This is a genomic window from Marinobacter sp. L-13 (assembly GCF_056857715.1).
In genome coordinates, this window is sequence record NZ_JBSXNQ010000058.1 from 83,902 (window position 1) to 104,683 (window position 20,782).

The following is a 20,782-nucleotide window of genomic DNA, read 5'->3' on the forward strand; positions in this document are numbered from 1 at the left end:
AACCGCATATGGTTCTGAATAAAGGTTTGCAGCTGGGGTTGGTGGTGCTTGCAACCTCATTAACTGCTTGTGAGAGGTTTGGTAATGGCTCGGCCGATGCGGTTTCACGAGTCAAGCAAAAAGCGATTGAAAATCTGGTCTTTGTTGAGGGAGGTACTTTTAAGTTGGGTGATGTAGGACACCCGAATGGTTCGCCTTATGTAGTTTTAACGGATCACGCTCGGCCTGCTGTCGATGTCAGCGTCGACAGCTACTCCATATCCAAGTACGAGACAACTTGGGGAGAAATGCGCGTCTATTATGAGAAAGTTGGACACATCTCCTTGTATGAGGGGTCTGGGTATGACGAGAAATTTATCGCCCCACCAAGTGAAGATCCCTTGTCTCCTTATTTTCATCTTAAACCTGCCAGAACACCAAATTACTATGAGGCAGAAGGGTACTGCGCCTGGTTAAGCGATCAAACCGGTTTACCCTTTGCTTTGCCAACGGAAGCTCAATGGGAATACGCTGCCCGAAGCCGTGGCAAGGAAGTGCCTTATGCAACTGGTACTGGGGAAGCGAATCCTGATACGTACTTGCAGAGACCCGTGCAATACATTGATCCGAGCATACCTCCGTCTGGAAACATGCTCAGCCACGATTTTAATGTGATGGAGCGTCGTCCCGTAGGCTCCTATCCGCCGAATTCAATTGGTATTCATGATATGACTGGCAACGTCGCTGAATGGACTCAGGATTGGTTTAAACCGGATTTTTATACGGAGGCCAGCTTTGATAACCCAAGAGGGCCAAAGAACCCTCTCGACCCAGCAAAACCTCAGAAGACTGTTCGAGACTGGGCTGGAATGGGGGGGAGCTTTGGCGGGGGCGATACTGTTTTTGCGAGAAGCGGAGGATCTGTTGACTCGGGGAGTATAGGCTTCCGCTGCGTCGTCAATCATCCCGAGCCGATAAACTAGGGAATGACAGGAATCCGTCAAAAAAATCGAAGTGCCGAGCTTACATTTCGTTTTCGAAACTTCGGTTTTTGCTTCAAGTGAACCCCGCGTAACCCTCTCCCGGGTGCGCTCGCGCCATGGTGAAGGTAGACTGACCGTTTTTAACACTGGCCTGGATTTTCCGGGCCAGCTTTTTTTCACGGTATACAGGCTTCATCATGGAAGACCAATCCACAAATAAGGAACCGCCGGGTGAGAACAAGCGCCTGCTGATTTCATCGGATCTTGCCACGCCGATATACGGCTTGTTCGGCTTGGGAATCCTGTACACCCTGTACGTTGCTCATCAGATTGTCCTGCCCATTATTCTTGCGGTGATGACGAGCCTGTTGCTCTCGCCCCTGGTCAAGAAGGCATACGTTAAGTGGCGGGTTCCCCGGATGATCAGCTCCCTGGTGTTTGTGCTCCTGGTGCTCGCCGGCATCGTCGGCATTACACTGGCCGTCGCGACGCCTGCCCTCAAGTGGGTTGAGGAAGTGCCCCAGGGGATATCGAGGCTGCTGGTGGGCGAGAGCGAAATCAGTCGCCAGATCGCCAGAGTCTCCGAGTCTGCGGAACAGGTTGAAAAGTCCGTTGAGGAGCTCTCGGAGTCAGAAAGGCAGCAGCCAACGACGGTTGTTCTGCAGACGGATTCCTGGCGCAACCAGTTGATGACCAAAGCCCGGAACGGCATCGCTGGCCTGGCTTTGGCACTGGCATTGACCTATTTCCTGTTGGTGAGCGGTGATCGTCTGATCAAGAACTTTGTTCGTCAGTTGCCTATTGATCAGCGGAAAACCGTGCTTCGGATTACCCACGATTCTCAGCATCAGATTGCCCAGTACCTGGGCGTTCTCGGCCTGAGTAACCTGGCCGTCGGCACCACAACTGGTCTGATCTGCTGGGCCGTCGGGCTGCCGGATCCGGCTGTGTGGGGACTGGTCGCCGGGCTTGCCCGGTTCATTCCCTACCTGGGGGTTATTCTCTCTATCTCCATGCTGACGATTGTCTCTGCCATTAGCCTTGATGAGTTCTGGATGATGGCCATTGCGCCACTTGGCTTCCTGGGTTTGACCACGCTGGTCGGGTTCTTTATCGAACCCTGGATTCACGGCTTTCGGATGGCGATCAATCCGGTGATCATCTTCGTCTCGATCTTCTTCTGGGGCTGGCTCTGGGGGCCGGTGGGCGTGCTACTGGCGGTGCCTCTGATGACGGTCATCCAGGTGGTACTCAAACAGATTCCCAAGCTGCGTCCTATCTATAAAGTGATTGCCCGGTAGTCTGATAATGGATACCCGCAACACGCACTGACACGCCCGGTAAACTCACCTATCCTCTTTGAATACCCGAAATTCAGCAAACAGGGAGGATCGTCAGCCCATGATCCCGAACACCATGAAAGCCATGGTTCTTACCGGTCACGGTGATGTCGATAAACTGGAGTACCAAGATGTGCCTGTTCCTGCGCCCGGAGCCGGCCAGGTGCTTGTTCAGGTTACGGCAACGGCGAAGAACAACACCGACCGCAAGGCACGGGAAGGGCTGTATCCCACCAAAAAAGGCGAAATGACATCCTTCCAGATGGGCGGCAAGCCCACGCTGGTTTTTCCGCGGATTCAGGGGGCCGACATCGCCGGGCGTGTCGTGGCTGTTGGTGACGGTGTGGATGAGTCCCGCATTGGAGAACGGGGCCTTCTGGATTTCAACATCTACGCCAATGACCGCCGAGACATCAATCTCACGCCCGATTACTACGGCCACGGTGCCGACGGCGGTTACGCGGAATACGTAGCGCTGCCGGCTGACCAGTTCCATCACATACCCAATGCCGAACTGGCGGATGCCGAAGTGGCGTCCATGGGCATGTGTTCCTACCAGACCGCCATGCACATGCTTACCTCGGCCAACATCAAGGCCGGAGAGCGGGTCCTGGTGACCGGCGCGAGCGGGGGCGTTGGCACGGCCCTGATCCAGCTTTGCCGAATTATGGGGGCTATTCCCTATGCTCTCAGTAAACAGGACAAAGCGGCAGCGCTGTTGGAACTGGGCGCCGAGGCGGTGCTGGATCGCTCCGATATGGACAGCTTTGTAGATCGGGTGAAAGCGGAAACCGGAGGCAAGCCCATTAATGCGGTGATGGATCTGGTGGGCGGAGAGATGACCGATGTGTTCATCGATACCATGATCTTCGATATGAACGCCCGCAGCACCTACCCGCGCCTGAGTATTGCAGGGGCCAGTGGCGGCAACATCAGCGAAATCCTGTGGACCCGGATCTACCTCTACCAGGTACAGATTTTCGGGGTATCTCATGGCACCCGCGAAGAGGCAGAACAACTGATGGCCTGGATCCGGGGAGGGCAACTGAAACCGGTTCTGCACGGTGCGTTTCGGCTCTCTGACCTGCACCGGGCAGAAGAATATTTTGTGAACCGGGGTAGCAATTATCTCGGCAAGATCGTGATCGTTCCCGACTCACAATGGGAAGAACACGGCCAACCCTGGTCACTGGAGAGCGCTTGATGAAACCGGAACTGACCATTCAGTTGATGGATACCCATGCCGGCGGTGATGTCAGCCGGATCGTGACCGGTGGCATTGATCTGTTGCCCGGCGATACCGTGCGAGCGCAGATGGAGTACCTGCGGGATGACGCCGACGGTCTACGCCGGCTTTTGCTGGAAGAGCCCTACGGGATACCGGAAATGTCTGTGGATCTGTTGGTGCCGCCCACGGATCCGCGAGCTGCCGCCGGTTACATCATCATGGAAGTCATGGGCTACCCTATCTACTCGGGCTCCAACACCATCTGCACGGCTACTGCGGTGCTGGAAGCGGGCATTGTGCCCAAACAGGAAGGCCAGCAGAGTTTTATACTGGAATCGCCCGCCGGACTGGTCCAGATTGAGGCGACGGTGCACGACGGAGTGGTAGAAGCCATCACCTGTGAGGGTCTGCCCAGCTATATCCACACCTACAAGGCCACCATCGACGTGCCTTCGCTGGGCGAGATTACCTACAGTGTTGCATACAGCGGCGGCTTTTATGCGCTGGTGGATGCAGCCAGCATGGGCTTCGATCTGACCCTGGACGAAGAACGCAAACTCGCAGAAACCGCCCACGCCATTGTCGAGGCGATTCAGGCAGAGCGGGGCTTTTCCCATTATACGCTTGGCGACGTAGGGCCACTGCCGTTCCTGCACTTCATGGGCCCTGTGGAACATGTGGCAGAGGGCTATTACCGGTCCCGCTCGGCAACCTATGTGCATCCCGGGGTGATCTGTCGGAGCACAACGGGCACTGGCACGTCCGCCCGTCTGGCGTTGATGAACTACGAAGGCAGTATCAAGCCGGGCGACAAGCTGGAAACCGTTTCCCTCAGAGAGACGGGTTTTATCGGTGAATTCACTTCGGTTGAGGAAGAGGGTGAGTACCAGGTGATCAAAAACAGCATCACCGGCAAGGGTTATGTCATTGCCCGCTCCGACATCGTGGTCAATTGCGATGATCCCATGGTGGAATGCGACTCCCTGCACCACATACTTTCAAGCCGCCATCCCGGGAAGATTACGCCGAAATCCTGATTTTCGTGTTTGATCCCTTCAAGGGTGCGGCAGGCCTGTCGCACCCGCTTTTCCTGCTCATAAAGCCACACAGATTTCTTCCTTTTTGGTCTAAAGTTTACCTTTACGTAAAGTGAAGCCTGTGCTAAACCTTGACCCGTGCTTTCAATGATAAAAACAACAGGAGTTGAGAATGAGCCTTCCGGAATATACCGACGTTTACAACAACTTCGATCCTGCTGCTCTGGAAGCGGACATCCTGGATGGACGTCTGGATAGCGGGCTCAATGTCTGTCACGAAATCTGCGACAAATGGGCAGATGACCCGAGTCGGGTTGCGCTTTACTACGAAACCGAAGATGGCGGTGACGGCACTCTGACTTTCGCCGAGCTGAAAGAGGCCTCTGCGCGTTTTGCCAATTATCTGAAATCCCAGGGCATCGGAAAGGGCGACCGGGTGGCTGCACTCCTGCCGCGCACTCCGGAGCTGCTGATCGTTATCGCCGGAACCCTGCGTGCTGGTGCCGTGTATCAGCCGCTGTTCACGGCCTTTGGTTCCGGGGCCATTGAGTACCGGTTCGAGCGAGCCAGCACCAAGCTGGTGGTGACCAACCCGGAGAACTATCCCAAGCTGAACGACGTCAAGGTCTGCCCGCCGATTGTGGGTGTAAACGCCAGTGAGATTGGCGCGGACATCCCTGACTTCGAAGAGACCCTGGCGGCCCAGTCGAGCGATTTCGAGCCTGTCATGATCAAGGGCGACGATCCATTCCTGCAGATGTTCACTTCTGGCACCGTGGGTAAGTCCAAGGGGGTTGCGGTACCGGCCAAAGCGCTGTTGGCGTTCTACGTTTACATGAAATACGCCATTGATCTGCAGGATGGTGACAGGTTCTGGAACGTGGCCGATCCCGGTTGGGCCTACGGTCTTTACTATGCCGTGGTTGGGCCGCTGCTGATGGGCCACGCCACGCACTTCAACCCGGGTGGTTTTACCCCGGAATCCACCTACGACATGATCCGCAAGTACAAGATCACCAACCTGGCTGCGGCGCCTACGGCTTACCGTTTGCTCAAGGCAAACGATCACGTGCTGCCGGAAGGCGAGAACCTGGGCCTTCGGGTTGCCAGCAGTGCCGGCGAGCCTCTGAACCCGGAAGTGGTGAACTGGATTCGCAACCGTCACTACTGCCCGGTTAAAGATCATTACGGCCAGACCGAGACTGGCATGACCTGCTGCAACTTCCACGGTCTGGCGCATCCGGTCCGTGAAGGCTCCATGGGCTATGCTTCTCCTGGCCACAAGGTGGTCGCGCTGAACGAGAAAAACGAGGTTGTAGGCGAGGGTGAAGTTGGTCAGCTGGCGGTTGACGTAAAAGCGTCCCCGCTTTTTCACTTCGACGGTTACACCTGGGGTGAAAAGGACCCGTTCGTTAACGGCTACTACCTCACCGGTGACATGGTCATCAACCACGGCAATGGCAACTTCTCCTTCAGTGGCAGGGATGATGACATCATCACCACGGCCGGCTACCGGGTGGGACCGGCAGACGTCGAGAGCACGCTGCTTGAGCACGCCGCTGTGGCGGAGTCCGGCGTTGTCGGCAAGCCGGACGAAAAGCGCGGTTCCATCATCAAGGCTTATGTGGTGATCAAGGGCGATTACGCTCTTGGAGACGAACAGGCCCTGAAAGACGAACTGCAGGAGTTGGTTCGTCGCAGGCTCTCGACCCACGCCTTCCCCCGGGAGATTGAGTTTGTCGATGAGCTGCCGAAGACTCCCAGCGGCAAGATCCAGCGGTTTGTCCTGCGTAATCAGGCCAAGGAAGAAATCGGCGCATGATCATTACGTTCGAAGAGCTGCAGGCCTTCCTTGACGAGCAGTTTCCGCAGGGGGAGGCCTACGGCACCCTGCAGAAGCTCGGGGATGGCTGGGCAGAAATGAAACTGGAAGTGGATGAGGCGCATCTCAGGCCCGGGGGCACCGTCTCCGGGCCGGCCATGATGGGGCTGGCGGATGTCACCCTTTATGCGGCGCTGTTGAGCAAGATTGGCCTGGTTCCCCTGGCGGTGACCACCAATCTGAACATTAATTTTCTGCGCAAGCCGGTGGCGCATCAGCCCATCTGGGCCCGTGCCACCATGCTGAAAGTCGGCCGTACCATGGGCGTGGGCGAAGTGTTCGTTTACTCGGAAGGTGCCGAAGAGCCGGTTGCTCACTCCACCATGACCTATTCAATTCCGCCAAACCGGTAATCCCATGCAGATTCGTGACATGATGGTGCCGATAGGCGACGGTATTGAGCTGGAAGTCAGGCGAATCCAGCACGCGGAACCGAAAGGGCCGGTGCTGGTTTTTCTCCACGAGTCCCTGGGCAGCATCGCCTTGTGGCGTAAGTTTCCGGAAAAGCTCGCGAAAGCAACCGGCTGCGACGCGCTGATCTACAATCGTCAGGGCTATGGCCATTCTTCCGATGAAGAGCTCCCGCGCCCACACGATTACCTTGAGACAGCTGGCGAACAGTGGTTGCCCCGTCTCCTGGACAAGCTCGAAATCAGGGATGTGGTGCTGATAGGGCACAGCGACGGTGGTTCCATTGCCCTCGTGACTGCCGGCACCATGGGGGGCCGTGTAAAGGCGCTGGCGACCATGGCGGCGCACATCTATGCCGATCACCTGACCCTCGCTGGTATCGAGGAAATGGCTGTACGTTACCGGGAGACGGATATCCGGGATCGTTTGGCGCGCTATCACGGCAACCGGACTGACGATCTTTTCAACGCCTGGCAGACAGTCTGGCGTGACGAAGGGTTTCAGGCGGCGATGGATTTCAGTCGCTGGCTGGCGGCAATTGAATGTCCGGCTATTATCATTCAGGGAGAAAACGACGAATACGGAGTGCCGGAGCAGGTCACGGATATCGTTGCCGGCATCGGACCAAAGGCCCGCGGCGTTCTTCTCGAGGATGCGGGGCACTCGCCACACCTGGAAAAGCAGGACCAGGTAGTAGAACTCCTATACGACTTTTTGCGTAGCGAGAGTGTACTTAAAAACTGCAATTAAGTGTTGACGTTTACGTATACGTCAATCTAATCTGGTAGTCAGATAAAACGCACAACAATAACAAAGGTAGATTGGCTCATGAGTGAACAGTACGTTCTGGAGACCCGTAACCTTGTCAAAGAATTCAAGGGCTTTGTTGCGGTCGACGACGTGAACCTGAAGGTCCAGAAAGGCCACATTCACGCCCTGATCGGCCCCAATGGTGCCGGCAAGACCACGGTCTTCAATCTGCTCACCAAATTCCTGATCCCGACCCGGGGCCAGATCCTGTTCAAGGATCAGGACATCACCACCATGAAGTCCGCCGCCATCGCCCGCCAGGGCATTGTTCGCTCGTTTCAGATCTCAGCCGTATTTCCACACATGACCGCGCTGGAGAACATCCGGGTAGCCTTGCAGACGTTCGAGGGCACCTCCTTCAGTTTCTGGAAATCCGGTAACTCCCTGCACAAGCTCAACCAGCGTTGCATGGAGCTCCTGGACGCCGTGGGCCTGGCTGAATTCGCCAACACCACCACGGTTGAGTTGGCGTACGGGCGCAAACGGGCGTTGGAACTGGCCACCACGCTTGCCATGGAGCCCCAACTTTTGTTGCTGGACGAGCCAACCCAGGGCATGGGTTCGGAAGACGTTGATCGCGTTGTGGAACTGGTACGCAAGGCTGCCGAAGGACGAACTGTCCTGATGGTTGAGCACAACCTCAGCGTAGTCAGCAAACTCTGTGATCGCATCACCGTACTGGCTCAGGGCGCTGTTCTGACCGAAGGCGATTACGCGACGGTTTCCGGCGATCCACGGGTTCGCGAGGTGTATATGGGCAGTGATGGTAGCGGCGAGCGCGGCACCACCGCCGACAATGATCAGGCGGAGGCAGCGCAATGACCACGAAATCCGACCGCGAGTACGAACAGCTGCGACTGTCCGGATTGCACGCCTTTTACGGCGAATCTCACATCCTCCACGGCATCGACATGGTGGTGAACCGCGGGGAACTGGTGACGTTGTTGGGTCGCAATGGCGCGGGCCGTAGCACAACGCTCAAAGCCATCATGAATATGGTTGGCCGGCGCACCGGCTCCATTATGATCAATGGTGAGGAGACAATGTCCTGTGCACCTCATCATATTGCCAGGTTGGGTGTCGGGTATTGCCCCGAACATCGGGGCATTTTTTCCTCACTCAGTGTCCAGGAAAACCTGACACTACCGCCAGTTGTGCGTAGCGGCGGCATGAGCCTGGAAGAAATCTACAACATGTTCCCCAACCTTTATGAACGTCGCTTCAGCCAGGGCACCAAGCTGTCCGGAGGCGAACAGCAGATGCTGGCCATGGCGCGTATTCTGCGCACCGGCGCCAACATGCTGTTGCTGGACGAGATCACAGAGGGCCTGGCCCCGGTTATTGTAGAAAAGCTGGGAGAGGTCCTGATTGCCCTGAAAAACAAGGGCCTGACCATTGTCCTGGTTGAACAGAATTTCCACTTCGCAGCACCGTTAGCCGACCGTCACTACGTTGTTGAGCACGGTCAGATTGTGGAAGAAGTCAGCGCCAACGAACTGAGTGCAAAACAGTCGGTGCTGGATGGCTATTTGGGGGTCTGATCCCGGATAGGACGAGAGCAAGAAAAGTAACAACAACCCGAACCAACGCAAGACAGTAGCGGAGATACAACAATGACAATGATGAAAAAGCTTCTGACATCAGCCGTTGCATCAGCCATGATGGTAGGCGGAGCCCAGGCGGCCATTTCCAACGACACGGTCAAGATCGGTTATCTGGCGGACATGTCCGGCACTTACCGTGATCTGGCAGGCCCCAACGGGCTGAAAGCCCTGGAAATGGCGATTGCCGATTTTGGTGGCCAGGTAAATGGCGCCAAGATTGAAGTGGTGAGCGCCGATGACCGTAACAGCCCGGATACCTCATCCAGCACCGTACGTCGCTGGGTTGAGAACGAGGATGTCGATCTCGTAGCCGGTATGGTGGCTTCCTCTGTTTCCATCGCCGTGAGCAAGATTCTGGAAGAGCACGATCGCCTCGGTATCATTTCCGGTTCAGCGGCTTCCAGCATCACCAACGAGCACTGTACCCCGAACCACATCCACTACGTTTACGACACCTATCCGCTGGCCAACGGCACCGCCAGTGCGGTCGTTAAAGAAGGTGGCAAAACCTGGTACATGCTGACTGCCGATTACGCTTTCGGTCATGCTTTGGAAGGCGACGTGACTCGCGTGGTCGAAGCCAACGGTGGTGAAATCATCGGTTCAGTGCGTCATCCGTTCCCCACTCAGGACTTCTCATCGTTCATCCTGCAGGCTCAGGCATCCGGTGCTGATGTTATCGGTCTGGCAAACGCCGGCGCCGACACAACCAACGCCATCACCACCGCCAGTGAGTTCGGCGTAACCCAGTCCGGCCAGACTCTGGCGGCACTGCTGCTGTTCCTGACTGACGTACATGCGCTTGGCGCTCAGACGGCCCAGGGTATCCAGCTCACCACCGGTTGGTACTGGGACATGAACGATGAAACCCGTGAGTGGTCTGATCGCTTCATGGAAGAAACCGGCGTGCGTCCGACCATGGTTCACGCTGGCATCTACTCCAGCGCCATGCAGTACCTGAAAGCCGTAGAGGCCACCGGTTCTGACGATGCCCAGACTGTGCGCAAGCAGATGATGGACACTCCGATCAACGACATGTTTGCCAAGAACGGCAAGATCCGCGTTGACGGCCGCATGGTGCACGATATGTACCTGGCGGAAGTGAAGACCCCGGCCGAGTCCAAGAACGAGTGGGATCTGTACAAGATTCTGCGGACCATCCCGGCCGAAGAGTCCTACCGTCCGCTCTCCGAGAGCAAGTGCAAGCTGGTCAATAACTAAAAGCGACCGTTATGGGTTCGTCCTGCAACAGGGCAGGGCGAACCCATGAAAACGGAAAAGAATAAAGCCAAAAAACAATCCCTGTGCTGCTTCTGGAGTTAGCCCAATGTCCATGATTTTCGGCGTCCCTTTAGCTGTGCTATCCGGCCAGCTCCTGATCGGAATAATCAACGGCGCCTTTTACGCCCTTCTGAGCCTTGGGCTCGCGGTCATCTTCGGTCTGCTGAAGATCATCAATTTTGCCCATGGCGCAATGTATATGCTCGGCGCTTTGACCACCGTCCTGATGTTCGACTATCTGGGCGTGAATTACTGGGTCGCCTTATTGCTGGCGCCACTTCTGGTTGGTGCCTTCGGTGTCGCCATTGAATATTTTCTGCTGCGTCGCATTGCGGGGCAGGATCACATCTACAGTCTGCTGCTGACGTTCGGCGTCGCGCTGATCATCTCGGGTGTACTGGTGAACTGGTTCGGGGTTTCCGGGCTTCGCTACACCATGCCGGACATGTTCAAGGGTGGCGTAAACCTCGGCTTCATGTTCATGCCGTACTACCGGGCCTGGGTCATCGTAGCGGCACTGGTCGTCTGCTTTGCAACCTGGTTCGTGATTGAGAAAACCAAGCTGGGCGCCTACCTGCGGGCCGGCACGGAAGACTCTCAATTGATGCAGGGTTTTGGCATTAACGTGCCGCTTCTGATTAGCCTCACCTACGGGTTTGGTGTTGCGCTGGCAGCCTTTGCAGGTGTTCTGGCCGCGCCCATCTACTCGGTGACACCGGTCATGGGGTCGGCCACACTGATTACGGTCTTCGCCGTGGTGGTTATCGGCGGTATGGGCTCCATCGGCGGCGCCATCATCACCGGTATTCTGATGGGCGTGATTGAAGGGCTCACCAAAACCTTCTACCCGCCGGCATCCTCGGCGATCATCTTCCTGGTCATGGTTCTGGTTCTTATGTTCCGGCCCAGTGGCTTGTTCGGTAAGGAGGCATAACCATGAATCAGCCAGTCAATTCCGCCGACATTCACAAGGCTATCGTTCAGGAACAGGCCGCTCAGGATCGCAAAAAGATGATGCTGAACGGTGTCCTGCTGCTCCTCCTGCTGGCGGCACCGTTCATGATCTATCCGGTCTTCCTCATGAAGATCCTGTGCTTCGCGCTGTTTGCGGTGGCGTTCAACCTTCTGTTCGGCTTCACCGGCCTGTTGTCATTTGGCCACGCAGCCTTCCTGGCCACAGGGGGCTACACCACCGGTTACCTGCTCAGTAATTACAGCGGGCTAAGCACCGAGATGGGCATCATCGCCGGTACGCTGGCGGCCACAGTGCTCGGTACTGGCTTTGCGTTGCTGTCGATTCGTCGCCAGGGTATCTATTTCGCGATGGTAACCCTCGCGCTTGCCCAGCTTGTGTTCTTCTTCTTCGTCCAGTCTGAATTCACGGGTGGTGAGGACGGTATGCACGGCATTCCTCGTGGCGAGTTGTTGGGCTTCATCAATCTTGAAGACAACCTGAACATGTATTACTTCGTCCTGGCGGTGTTCATCGCCTGCTACCTGTTGGTACAGCGTATCGTCGGTAGTCCGTTCGGCCAGGTGCTGAAGGCGATCAAGCAGAACGAACCCCGTGCCGTCTCCCTGGGCTACAACGTCGATCGCTACAAGGTGCTCGCGTTCGTCATCTCGGCGGCCCTGGCCGGTCTGGCCGGTTCCATGAAGTCTGTGGTGTTCCAGCTTGCCTCCCTCAACGATGCCCACTGGCATATGTCGGGCGAGGTCATCCTGATGACTCTGGTTGGTGGTATGGGAACACTGTTGGGCCCGGTGGTTGGTGCCACCTTCGTGGTGAACATCGAGTACCAGTTGTCCCAGGGTGCCCTGCGTGACTGGGTGGACCCAATCCTCGGCGGGATTTTCGTCCTGACGGTACTGGCATTCCGTAGCGGTATCGTGGGAGAGATCCAGAAGTTCGTGAAAAAGAACCTGGGCTGACGCCTGCTTTAGCTCGGAAAACAAAAAGGGCCACCTCTGGGGGTGGCCCTTTTTGTTGTTCAACTGGCAGGGTTTCTCGGGTTAGAACTCCGCCAAACGACTGGGTGTACCCACATACACATAAACCGCTGAATCGCCGCGGAAGGCCACCTTGTGAACCGATACATTCGGTTTCCCAGCCTCAGCCGCGCTGAACCGGGTGACCATTCCTGCATTCATCCCATCCCTCGTTCTTTCCCCTTCCGTGCTTGACCAGCTATCACCCAGGCACTGCCCCATCCAGTTTACAGCCGTGTTGTACCTGGTGGTCGCCACCTCGTCGTTGGGAGTATTGCCGGAGCAGACGTAGGCGCTGTCGTTATTGGCCCAGCTCCAGACTTCGCAGTGTCCGCGGATTATCTGTTCTTTGGCATTGTAGACAGTTACCGAGCTAAAACTATTGGAGCTGCCACGGTAAGCCTCAAAACCAGAGGGGTAATCAGCAACGATGCCTTTAAGTGAGGCGCAGGGATCGTCAACGCCCAGTGACAGCGTGTTCTGAGCCTCAGGAGCCAAAGCAAATCAATCCCGTTGCCGTTTCTGTGGTGGTGCTTGAGGCCAGTGAAATCCGGCCTTCCCGGGAGTTTGTTGCCAGAACGGCCGCTTCCGCCAAAGCGGATATCACGCCGCGTATAGAAGCGGAAATCCGGGAAATTCTTTTTACCGAGGGCGCGAAAGTCAGCCAGGGCGAGCTCCTGATCCGGCTTGAGGACACTCGCGCAAGCGCTGATCTCCAACAGGCTGATGCTGAACTGGCTGCGGCCCGCGCCGAAGTGGATTCTGCGAGCCGAAATCTGAAACGAGGGGAAGAAGTGTCGGAGAAAGGCTTCCTGTCGGCTGCAGACCTGGACAAACTCAAAGACCGCTTCAGCGCAGCTGAAAGCCGCCTTCAGGCTGCCCAGGCGGCCGTTCAGAAGGCAGGAAGTAACCTCGAGTACGCTGAAATACGAGCACCCTTTGATGGCTGGATCGGCCGCCTGAACTATGACGTAGGAGCCGTGGTCAGTCCCTCTTCTGGAGCAATAACCTCTATCCAGGTGACCGACCCTGTCTACGTCGAATTCCAGATCAATGAGGCTGACTTTATTAACTTCCGCCGCCGGGGAGCGGAATCTGCTCAAGCGCTATCCAGATCCCTGGGGCTCTATCTTACCCTACCAGATGGCGAACGCTATGAGCAGGCTGGTGTGCTGGATTTCGCCGACGTGCAGACGGACGCCAGCACCGGCACCGTTGCGATGCGAGCGGTCTTTCCCAATCCCGACGCGGTGCTCGTGCCGGGCCTGTACGTAACGCTCCGGGTTGAGGGGCAGTCCGGAGAACCGCAGGTGCTCGTTCCTCAAGTGGCGGTTCAGGAAACCATTGAAGGCAAGTTTGTTCTGGTGGTTGATGACCAGAACCAGGTTGCCCAGCATTTTATCCAGACCGGCTCCCGGGAGGGCGCGCTGCTGGTCGTTAGTTCAGGGCTCGAAGCCGGTGACCGGGTGATTGTCGAGGGTCTGCAGAAAGTGCGACCCGGGGTTACGGTCAGTCCCGTTGAAAAACAGATTGATCAGCAAACCGGAGCGCTCATCCAGATGGGTGGGGCTGGCCAATGATCAGCCGGATTTTTATTCATCGACCGAAGTTTGCGTTTGTTATTTCCATCCTGATCACCCTGGCCGGGTTGCTGGCGTTACGCATTCTGCCGGTCAACATGTATCCGGACATGGCCCCGCCCCAGATCCAGGTGAACGCCTCGCTTCCCGGCGCCAGTTCCCAAGTGGTGGAGGAGGCGGTTATCCGGCCGGTCGAGCAGCAGCTGAACGGCGTGGAGGGCATGATCTATATTGAATCCACCGCGTCCAGCGATGGCACGGCCAAAATCACCCTTACCTTCGAGAGCGGCACCGATACAGACATTGCCCAGGTAAACGTCCAGAACCGCGTTGCCCTGGCGGAACCGTTTTTGCCCGATGAAGTCCGTCGACAGGGCGTGGTGGTCAGCAAGCAGGCTGGCAACATGCTGATGGGTATTAACCTGACCTCCGAGCGACCGGATCTCGACGGCGTCTTCCTCAGCAACTACGCCTCCAATAACCTTGTCGAAGCCCTTGGTCGGGTGCCAGGGGTAGGGTCGGCGGAAGTGATGGGCGCGAAAGACTACAGCATGCGAGTCTGGCTGGATCCCCGCCGGATGGCCTCGCTGGATGTGACCGTTGCGGAGGTTGCCGCTGCGCTCCGGGAGCAGAACCAGATTGTCGCGGCCGGCAAACTCGGCCAGCCGCCCGTGCCTGCGGGCCAGCAGTTTGTCTACAGTATCCAGACCCGGGAACGCCTGTCAGATCCCGACGAGTTCGCCCAGACCATTCTCCGCTCCAGGCCTGATGGCGGCTTTGTGCGCCTCAGGGACGTCGGGCGTATCGAACTGGGCTCCCGTTCCTATACCTCCACCGCGAAACTTAACAATCAGGACACGGCATTCCTGGTGATCTACCAGCTGCCCGATGCCAATGCTCTGGAGGTCGCGGAACGGGTAAAAGCACTGGTTGATGAGGCGTCCGCGAGTTTTCCGGAGGGTGTGAATCACACCGTACTTTACGACACCACGGAGTTTATCAGCCGCTCCATCAGCGAAGTCATCGTTACCCTGTTCCAGGCCGTCGGCCTGGTGATCCTGGTGGTGTTCCTGTTCCTGCAGAACTGGCGGGCCACGCTGATTCCCAGTATCGCGATCCCGGTCTCTCTGATCGGCACCTTTGCGGTTATGTCGGTGCTTGGCTATTCCATCAACACCATCACGCTGTTCGGACTGGTTCTGGCGATTGGCATTGTGGTGGATGACGCCATTGTGGTTATCGAGAACGTGGAACGCATTCTTGCTGAGGAGAAGCTGCCAATACGCGAGGCGGTCACCAAGGCGATGGCGGAGGTCACAGGGCCGGTGATTGCCACCACGCTGGTTTTGTTGGCCGTGTTCGTGCCTGTTGCCTTCATGCCCGGGATCACCGGCAAGCTCTACCAGCAGTTCTCGGTCACCATTTCGGTGGCCGTGATCATTTCCTCAATCAATGCGCTGACACTGAGCCCGGCCTTGTGCGTTGCGCTGCTTGGCAGGAGCGGGGACAAAGCCATTGGCTGGCTCCGGCCTTTCGAGGTACTGATTACGCGGACCACCAGCGGCTACTCGAAGCTGGTGGTGCAGCTCCTGCGCAAAGGGGCGCTCGTTGGCGTTGCCCTGGTGGTGATTCTGGTTGCCGGTGCCGGCCTGTTCAAATCAGTGCCTTCGGCGTTCGTCCCGCCGGAAGATCAGGGCTTCCTGTTCGTGGATGTGCAGTTGCCCGATGCTGCTTCCCTGGAGCGCACGGAAGCCGTGCTAACCAAAGTAACGGACATGGTTCTGGAAGACCCGGCAGTAACTGACTTCATTACGGTATCCGGCTTCTCGCTGCTGGGTGGCGCATCCTCAAACAATGGCCTTGGCATTGTAATGCTGAAAGACTGGGAAGAAAGGGAAGATGCCAGTCTGGGTCTGGGGGCGGTCATTCCCAGACTGTATTCCAGGCTCTGGACAATCCCCGAGGCACAGGTGATGGTCTTCAATCCGCCTCCGATCCCCGGGTTGGGAACCTCATCCGGCTTCGATTTCCGTCTGCAGGACAATCAGGGCAGGGACGTCTCCGAACTGGCGCAGGTTATGAATGGCCTTATCTATGAGGCCAACCAGAGGGAAGAACTATCCCGGGTATACAGCACCTATCGCGCGAACATTCCGCAATATCTGCTGGAGGTTGAGAGGAATAAAGCCAAGGCCCTGGGTATTGAGCTCTCCGATATCTTCTCAACCCTGCAGACCCAGCTCGGCTCGCTCTACGTGAATGACTTCACCCGTTTCGGCAAGAACTACCGCGTACTTCTTCAGGCCGAAGGCGAGTTCCGGCAGCGTCCGGAGGACCTGTCCCATTACTTTGTCCGCAACCGGGATGGCGACATGGTGCCACTGACCACGCTGGCTTCGCTCCAGCCTGTGCTCGGGCCCTCAAGCATCCAGCATTTCAACTTGAAGCGCTCGGTAACCATCTCCGGGGAGGCGGCAGCGGGCTTTGCCAGTGGCGCCGGGGCTGCAAGCCGGGTAAGCCTCGGTATTACGGTTCTCAGTGGCATGGTTGCCGCCACCGTTCTGGGCACATTGCTGGTCCCGGTATTTTACAAATGGATCCAGTCTGTTCGGGACCGCCGCCAACCGGCAGCGTAGTTCGCTGACCGTTCAGGCTGGGTGCTGAAAAACGAAAGCATCCATGGCCAGAACACCGTGTTCGATCCCGCCATCAATCAGCCCGCCGGGTTGCTGCTCCCCGGCTGCACCGGCGGCCACCAGCAAAGGTAGAAAATGCTCGGTGGTTGGGTGCGCCCGCTTGGCATGGGGGGCCTCCTCCAACGCTGCTATCAGTTGCTGATGGTCGCCGTCCTGCACTTTGGCACGGACCCAATCCGTGAATTCCCTCGCATACCCGGATGCGTTCGGGTCACCCCAGCGAACCTCATACAGATTGTGGGTAAGGCTGCCTGATCCGATGATGAGCACACCATCATGCTCGAGCGGCTGCAGGGCCTGGCCCAACCGCCAGGCAGACGCAGGCCCAAGATCCGTTGGCATCGAAACCTGGAATACCGGAACCGAATGATCAGGGAACAGGTGCATCATTGGCACCCAGGCCCCGTGATCCAGCCCCCGGGTCTCGTCAGCACTGGCCTTCCAGCCCCCTGCCTCCAACAACGCCAGAGCAGTTCGCGCAAGTTTCGGATGGCCTGGTGCCGGATAGTCGAGGTTATAGAGTTCGGGTGGAAAACCCCGAAAATCGTGAATCGTCTCGGGTGTTTCCGAGACGCCTACCCGGATTTCTTCCGTCATCCAGTGTGGTGAAACCACCAGCACAGCTGCGGGCCGGGTCAGGCGTTTGCCCAGCTCTGTCAGGGCCGGGCCAGCAAGGCCCGGCTCCAGCGCAAAGGTGGGAGCGCCGTGGGAAACAAACAGACTCATGATTTGCTCCTCCGGGTTGCGGTGGTTATCGGGCTGCAATCGCGCGGTCAATGGACGCGCGGCCTGCGCCGCTGAATACCAGGGATACCGATACGGCCAGCAAGGCCAGGCCAAACTCGTAACCATTGTTACTCATGAACAGGCCGTTGCCGATATGAACGCTGAAAATGGCGATCAGCATGGCGAATGCCAGTACCGCGCTGGCGGGGCGAACCAGCAGGCCGATGATCAGAGCCAGGCCACCAAAGAATTCCGCACCGCCGGCCAACAAGGCCATCAGGTAGCCGGGACTCAGCCCGATGGAATCCATCCATTGTCCTGTGCCTTCCAGGCCATAGCCGCCAAACCAGGCAAACAGTTTCTGGGCGCCATGAGCGGCGAAAATGATACCGACGGGAATTCGAAGGGCCAGAGCGCCCCAGCCTGCGTCAGTGGCGATCAGTTTGTTCAGGAATGCGTTGTTCATGATGAATCTCCTTGGGTGTGTTGTGAGCATGTGGGTACTTTACAAATATCAATAAAAGGGATAAACGTGGCTTTAATGAATTAACTGTTCCGGAAAATGAAACAATGGATCGATTGCTGGAGATGCAGACGTTCTGCACCGTGGTTGAGGCGGGGAGCTTTGTGGCTGCGTCGGAGAATCTGGGGATGTCCAAGGCCGCTGTCTCGCGTTATGTCAGCGAGCTGGAAACCCGTCTAGGGGTTCGGCTGTTGCAGCGGACCACCCGCCGGCTGTCGCTGACGGGAGAAGGGGAGGTGTTCTATGTCCGATGCCGGGAGTTACTGGCTGGCGTTGAGGAGGCCGAAGCGGAAATCACCTCCCGCAATGATGTCGCACGGGGCACGTTACGAGTGAATGCGCCGGTCAGCTTCGGAATCAGCCACCTGGCGCCTTTGTGGGGAGAGTTTCACGCCCGCTACCCGGATGTGGAGCTGTCCATCGACCTTTCAGACCGGCTGGTGGACATCGTCGAGGAAGGCTTTGATCTGGCCATCCGGATTGCCACACTGCAAAGCTCTACACTGGTCAGCCGACGGATAACCTCCACCCGGCTGATGGCTTGCGCCTCGCCGGATTACATTGCCACTCACGGCTCCCCAGCGAAACCGGCAGACCTGTTCAGCCACAGAGTTATCGGCTACAGCAACTTCACGACCGGCAATGACTGGCCTTTTGAAGGCCCCGATGGCGCAATAAGCGTGCGGGTAAGACCATGGATGTACGCCAATAATGGCGAAACCTGCTGCGGCGCTGCCGTGGCCGGCCAGGGCATCGTGCTGCAGCCCGGCTTTCTGGTTCATAAAGACCTGGAAGCCGGGCGGCTGGTGGAGCTGATGCCAGAGTATCGCTCCACCGAGCTGGGCGTTTACGCCGTCTATCCCACCCGCAAGTTCGTTACGCCCAAAGTCCGTGCGCTGGTTGACTACCTTGTCTCTGCCTTTCCCGATGCCCTGTGAGGGCGCGAGCGGGGCTTCCGGACGCTAGGCGTCCGGTGTCTGCAGCCGTTTGCGTTCCGCCCGGCGCATCAGATACCAGGCGATAAATGCAATCAGCGATACAGCCACGATGATCAGGGTGGCCAGCGCGTTGATCTTCGGCGAAACCCCCATCCGCACGGAGGAAAACACCACCATCGGCAGTGTTGTTGCACCCGGCCCGGAAACGAAGCTGGCAATCACCAGATCATCCAGCGACAGAGTGAACGCCAGCAGCCAGCCAGATACGAGCGCTGGAGCAATCACTGGCAGTGTAATCACGAAGAAGGTCTTCAGTGGCGTACAGCCCAGGTCCATGGCCGCCTCCTCAATGGAGCGGTCCACTTCCTGCAACCGGGCCGACACCACCACCGCCACATAGGCACTACAGAAGGTGGTGTGGGCAATCCAGATGGTGGCCATGCCACGGTCCACCGGCCAGCCGATGGTCTGGGCCATCTGCACGAACAACAGCAGCAGCGACAGGCCCGTGATGACCTCTGGCATAACCAGCGGCGCGGTAATCATGCTGGACAGCAGTGTGCGTCCGCGCATCTTCTTGAACCGGGTGATCACGAACGCACACAGCGTGCCCAGGCACACCGCCATGCTGGCGGAGTAGAAGGCAATCCGCAGGCTCATCCACACCGCCGACAGAATCTGCTCATCCCGGAACAGCTCGCCGTACCACTGGGTTGAGAAGCCGGCCCACACCGACACCAGCCGGGACGCATTGAACGAATACACGATCAGCACGAACATTGGCAGGTACAGGAACAGCAGGCCGAGAACCAGCATCACTTTGGAGAAACTGAAGGAGCGGGACTTAACCATGCTTTTCCATCTCCCGGGCCTGGAACCGATGGAACAGCACAATCGGCACCAGCAGCAACAACAGCATCACGATCGCCAGGGCAGACGCCACCGGCCAGTCGCGGTTGTTGAAGAACTCCTCCCACAACACCTTGCCGATCATCAGCGTATCCGGCCCGCCCAGCAGTTCCGGGATAACGAACTCGCCCACCGCGGGAATAAACACCAGCATGGAACCGGCCAGAATGCCGGCCTTCGACAGGGGCAGGGTAATGGCCCAGAAGGTGGTCAGGCTGCGGCAGCCCATGTCTGATGCCGCCTCCAGCAGGCGCACATCCAACTTCACCAAGTTGGTGTAAATGGGCAGCACCATGAATGGCAGATAGGCGTAGACAATGCCCAGCACCACCGCGAAGTTGGTGTTCAGCATCTTGAGCGGCTGATCGATAAAACCCAACCACATCAGAAAACTGTTCAGAAGCCCCTGATTGCCGAGGATGCCCATCCACGCATAAACCCGGATCAGGAACGAGGTCCAGGAGGGCAGCATTACCATCAACAGCAACACCAGTTGCCAATGTTTTGGAGCACGGGCCATGGCGTAGGCCATGGGGTAGCCAATGAGCAGGCACACCACCGTTGCCAGGAATGCTGTCTTCACCGACCCCCAATAGGCGGCGACATACAGGCTGTCCGAAAGCAGGAACAGGTAGTTGCCAATGTTCACCACCACCGAGAGGGTGTTGTCCACCCACCGGAATACAGGCTCGTAAGGGGGGATGGCCATCACCGCCGAGGTCAGGCTGATCTTCAGCACCAGCGCAAAAGGCAGGAGGAAGAACAGCAGCAGCCACAGGAACGGGATACCGAACACCACCCGGCGATTAAACAGCACTGCACGCACCCGCTCGGTCAGAGGGGTGGGTAAAAGTTTCCGTCTCATT

General features: G+C 57.4%; 21 protein-coding genes. 15 read left to right on the forward strand and 6 right to left on the reverse strand.

Features of this window, described 5'->3' with window-relative positions; translation table 11 throughout:
* Positions 1-8 precede the first annotated feature (8 nt).
* Positions 9-962, forward strand: a complete 954-nt coding sequence (locus tag AC13DD_RS13355) for a formylglycine-generating enzyme family protein (protein ID WP_092030161.1) — start codon at positions 9-11, stop codon at positions 960-962.
* Positions 963-1,035: 73 nt separating this feature from the next.
* Here AC13DD_RS13355 and AC13DD_RS13360 read toward each other — a convergent pair whose 3' ends face one another.
* On the reverse strand, positions 1,036-1,161 hold the full coding sequence (locus tag AC13DD_RS13360) for a hypothetical protein (protein WP_264752422.1): 126 nt from the start codon (positions 1,159-1,161) through the stop codon (positions 1,036-1,038).
* Between AC13DD_RS13360 and AC13DD_RS13365 the strand changes: the two genes are divergently transcribed.
* The 11 genes from AC13DD_RS13365 (at position 1,160) to AC13DD_RS13415 (ending at position 12,487) form a co-directional block, all read left to right on the forward strand.
* Complete coding sequence (locus tag AC13DD_RS13365; protein WP_482931263.1) at positions 1,160-2,263, forward strand: AI-2E family transporter; 1,104 nt, start codon at positions 1,160-1,162, stop codon at positions 2,261-2,263. The genes AC13DD_RS13360 and AC13DD_RS13365 overlap by 2 nt on opposite strands.
* Positions 2,264-2,363: 100 nt before the next feature.
* Complete coding sequence (locus AC13DD_RS13370; protein WP_092030159.1) at positions 2,364-3,506, forward strand: zinc-binding dehydrogenase; 1,143 nt, start codon at positions 2,364-2,366, stop codon at positions 3,504-3,506.
* Complete coding sequence (locus tag AC13DD_RS13375) at positions 3,506-4,567, forward strand: proline racemase family protein (RefSeq protein ID WP_008175927.1); 1,062 nt, start codon at positions 3,506-3,508, stop codon at positions 4,565-4,567. Before AC13DD_RS13370 ends, AC13DD_RS13375 begins: the two co-directional genes overlap by 1 nt.
* Before the next feature lie 172 nt (positions 4,568-4,739).
* Complete coding sequence (locus AC13DD_RS13380) at positions 4,740-6,389, forward strand: AMP-binding protein (RefSeq protein WP_008175924.1); 1,650 nt, start codon at positions 4,740-4,742, stop codon at positions 6,387-6,389.
* Positions 6,386-6,802, forward strand: coding sequence for a PaaI family thioesterase (locus AC13DD_RS13385; RefSeq protein WP_008175922.1), 417 nt, complete (start codon positions 6,386-6,388; stop codon positions 6,800-6,802). The genes AC13DD_RS13380 and AC13DD_RS13385 overlap by 4 nt, the downstream gene beginning before the upstream one ends.
* A gap of 4 nt (positions 6,803-6,806) precedes the next feature.
* Entirely contained in the window at positions 6,807-7,610 is an 804-nt protein-coding gene (locus AC13DD_RS13390) for an alpha/beta fold hydrolase (protein WP_008175921.1), read from the forward strand.
* A 78-nt stretch (positions 7,611-7,688) separates the two neighbouring features.
* The gene (locus AC13DD_RS13395) at positions 7,689-8,492 is read left to right on the forward strand and encodes an ABC transporter ATP-binding protein (protein ID WP_008175919.1); all 804 of its coding nucleotides are present in this window, start codon (positions 7,689-7,691) and stop codon (positions 8,490-8,492) included.
* Positions 8,489-9,211 (forward strand): ABC transporter ATP-binding protein, encoded by a 723-nt coding sequence (locus tag AC13DD_RS13400; protein ID WP_008175916.1) that lies wholly within the window; start codon positions 8,489-8,491, stop codon positions 9,209-9,211. Before AC13DD_RS13395 ends, AC13DD_RS13400 begins: the two co-directional genes overlap by 4 nt.
* Positions 9,212-9,283: 72 nt before the next feature.
* Positions 9,284-10,495, forward strand: coding sequence for an ABC transporter substrate-binding protein (locus AC13DD_RS13405; RefSeq protein WP_008175914.1), 1,212 nt, complete (start codon positions 9,284-9,286; stop codon positions 10,493-10,495).
* A gap of 106 nt (positions 10,496-10,601) precedes the next feature.
* On the forward strand, positions 10,602-11,489 hold the full coding sequence (locus AC13DD_RS13410; protein WP_008175912.1) for a branched-chain amino acid ABC transporter permease: 888 nt from the start codon (positions 10,602-10,604) through the stop codon (positions 11,487-11,489).
* 2 nt (positions 11,490-11,491) lie between these two features.
* Positions 11,492-12,487 (forward strand): branched-chain amino acid ABC transporter permease, encoded by a 996-nt coding sequence (locus tag AC13DD_RS13415; protein WP_008175909.1) that lies wholly within the window; start codon positions 11,492-11,494, stop codon positions 12,485-12,487.
* Positions 12,488-12,568: 81 nt separating this feature from the next.
* On the opposite strand, the gene AC13DD_RS13420 is transcribed toward AC13DD_RS13415, so the two are convergent.
* Entirely contained in the window at positions 12,569-13,042 is a 474-nt protein-coding gene (locus AC13DD_RS13420; protein WP_482931264.1) for a hypothetical protein, read from the reverse strand.
* On the opposite strand from AC13DD_RS13420, the gene AC13DD_RS13425 reads away from it, so the two are divergent.
* Together AC13DD_RS13425 and AC13DD_RS13430 are read left to right on the forward strand one after the other, a co-directional pair.
* Positions 13,012-14,124 (forward strand): efflux RND transporter periplasmic adaptor subunit, encoded by a 1,113-nt coding sequence (locus tag AC13DD_RS13425; RefSeq protein WP_482931265.1) that lies wholly within the window; start codon positions 13,012-13,014, stop codon positions 14,122-14,124. The two genes, AC13DD_RS13420 and AC13DD_RS13425, sit on opposite strands and share 31 nt — an antisense overlap.
* Positions 14,121-16,760, forward strand: a complete 2,640-nt coding sequence (locus AC13DD_RS13430) for an efflux RND transporter permease subunit (RefSeq protein WP_482931266.1) — start codon at positions 14,121-14,123, stop codon at positions 16,758-16,760. Before AC13DD_RS13425 ends, AC13DD_RS13430 begins: the two co-directional genes overlap by 4 nt.
* A 12-nt stretch (positions 16,761-16,772) precedes the next feature.
* On the opposite strand, the gene AC13DD_RS13435 is transcribed toward AC13DD_RS13430, so the two are convergent.
* Both AC13DD_RS13435 and AC13DD_RS13440 read right to left on the reverse strand, forming a co-directional pair.
* Positions 16,773-17,546 carry a DODA-type extradiol aromatic ring-opening family dioxygenase gene (locus tag AC13DD_RS13435; protein WP_104270236.1) on the reverse strand — a complete coding sequence of 258 codons (774 nt, stop codon included), beginning with the start codon at positions 17,544-17,546 and terminating at the stop codon, positions 16,773-16,775.
* A 25-nt stretch (positions 17,547-17,571) separates the two neighbouring features.
* Positions 17,572-18,012, reverse strand: a complete 441-nt coding sequence (locus AC13DD_RS13440) for a DoxX family protein (protein WP_008175901.1) — start codon at positions 18,010-18,012, stop codon at positions 17,572-17,574.
* 104 nt (positions 18,013-18,116) lie between these two features.
* Here AC13DD_RS13440 and AC13DD_RS13445 point away from each other — a divergent pair, with 104 nt between their 5' ends.
* Positions 18,117-19,007 carry a LysR family transcriptional regulator gene (locus AC13DD_RS13445; RefSeq protein WP_459420232.1) on the forward strand — a complete coding sequence of 297 codons (891 nt, stop codon included), beginning with the start codon at positions 18,117-18,119 and terminating at the stop codon, positions 19,005-19,007.
* A gap of 24 nt (positions 19,008-19,031) precedes the next feature.
* On the opposite strand, the gene AC13DD_RS13450 is transcribed toward AC13DD_RS13445, so the two are convergent.
* Together AC13DD_RS13450 and AC13DD_RS13455 are read right to left on the reverse strand one after the other, a co-directional pair.
* On the reverse strand, positions 19,032-19,859 hold the full coding sequence (locus tag AC13DD_RS13450) for an ABC transporter permease subunit (protein ID WP_104270238.1): 828 nt from the start codon (positions 19,857-19,859) through the stop codon (positions 19,032-19,034).
* Entirely contained in the window at positions 19,852-20,781 is a 930-nt protein-coding gene (locus tag AC13DD_RS13455; protein ID WP_482931267.1) for an ABC transporter permease subunit, read from the reverse strand. The genes AC13DD_RS13450 and AC13DD_RS13455 overlap by 8 nt, the downstream gene beginning before the upstream one ends.
* Position 20,782: the final 1 nt, after the last annotated feature.

Coding starts and splice junctions, on each gene's coding strand:
- AC13DD_RS13355 (WP_092030161.1), top strand. CDS start 9: ATGGTTCTGAATAAAGGTTTGCAGCTGGGGTTGGTGGTGCTTGCAACC.
- AC13DD_RS13365 (WP_482931263.1), top strand. CDS start 1,160: ATGGAAGACCAATCCACAAATAAGGAACCGCCGGGTGAGAACAAGCGC.
- AC13DD_RS13360 (WP_264752422.1), bottom strand. CDS start 1,161: ATGATGAAGCCTGTATACCGTGAAAAAAAGCTGGCCCGGAAAATCCAG.
- AC13DD_RS13370 (WP_092030159.1), top strand. CDS start 2,364: ATGATCCCGAACACCATGAAAGCCATGGTTCTTACCGGTCACGGTGAT.
- AC13DD_RS13375 (WP_008175927.1), top strand. CDS start 3,506: ATGAAACCGGAACTGACCATTCAGTTGATGGATACCCATGCCGGCGGT.
- AC13DD_RS13380 (WP_008175924.1), top strand. CDS start 4,740: ATGAGCCTTCCGGAATATACCGACGTTTACAACAACTTCGATCCTGCT.
- AC13DD_RS13385 (WP_008175922.1), top strand. CDS start 6,386: ATGATCATTACGTTCGAAGAGCTGCAGGCCTTCCTTGACGAGCAGTTT.
- AC13DD_RS13390 (WP_008175921.1), top strand. CDS start 6,807: ATGCAGATTCGTGACATGATGGTGCCGATAGGCGACGGTATTGAGCTG.
- AC13DD_RS13395 (WP_008175919.1), top strand. CDS start 7,689: ATGAGTGAACAGTACGTTCTGGAGACCCGTAACCTTGTCAAAGAATTC.
- AC13DD_RS13400 (WP_008175916.1), top strand. CDS start 8,489: ATGACCACGAAATCCGACCGCGAGTACGAACAGCTGCGACTGTCCGGA.
- AC13DD_RS13405 (WP_008175914.1), top strand. CDS start 9,284: ATGACAATGATGAAAAAGCTTCTGACATCAGCCGTTGCATCAGCCATG.
- AC13DD_RS13410 (WP_008175912.1), top strand. CDS start 10,602: ATGTCCATGATTTTCGGCGTCCCTTTAGCTGTGCTATCCGGCCAGCTC.
- AC13DD_RS13415 (WP_008175909.1), top strand. CDS start 11,492: ATGAATCAGCCAGTCAATTCCGCCGACATTCACAAGGCTATCGTTCAG.
- AC13DD_RS13430 (WP_482931266.1), top strand. CDS start 14,121: ATGATCAGCCGGATTTTTATTCATCGACCGAAGTTTGCGTTTGTTATT.
- AC13DD_RS13435 (WP_104270236.1), bottom strand. CDS start 17,546: ATGAGTCTGTTTGTTTCCCACGGCGCTCCCACCTTTGCGCTGGAGCCG.
- AC13DD_RS13440 (WP_008175901.1), bottom strand. CDS start 18,012: ATGAACAACGCATTCCTGAACAAACTGATCGCCACTGACGCAGGCTGG.
- AC13DD_RS13445 (WP_459420232.1), top strand. CDS start 18,117: ATGGATCGATTGCTGGAGATGCAGACGTTCTGCACCGTGGTTGAGGCG.
- AC13DD_RS13450 (WP_104270238.1), bottom strand. CDS start 19,859: ATGGTTAAGTCCCGCTCCTTCAGTTTCTCCAAAGTGATGCTGGTTCTC.
- AC13DD_RS13455 (WP_482931267.1), bottom strand. CDS start 20,781: ATGAGACGGAAACTTTTACCCACCCCTCTGACCGAGCGGGTGCGTGCA.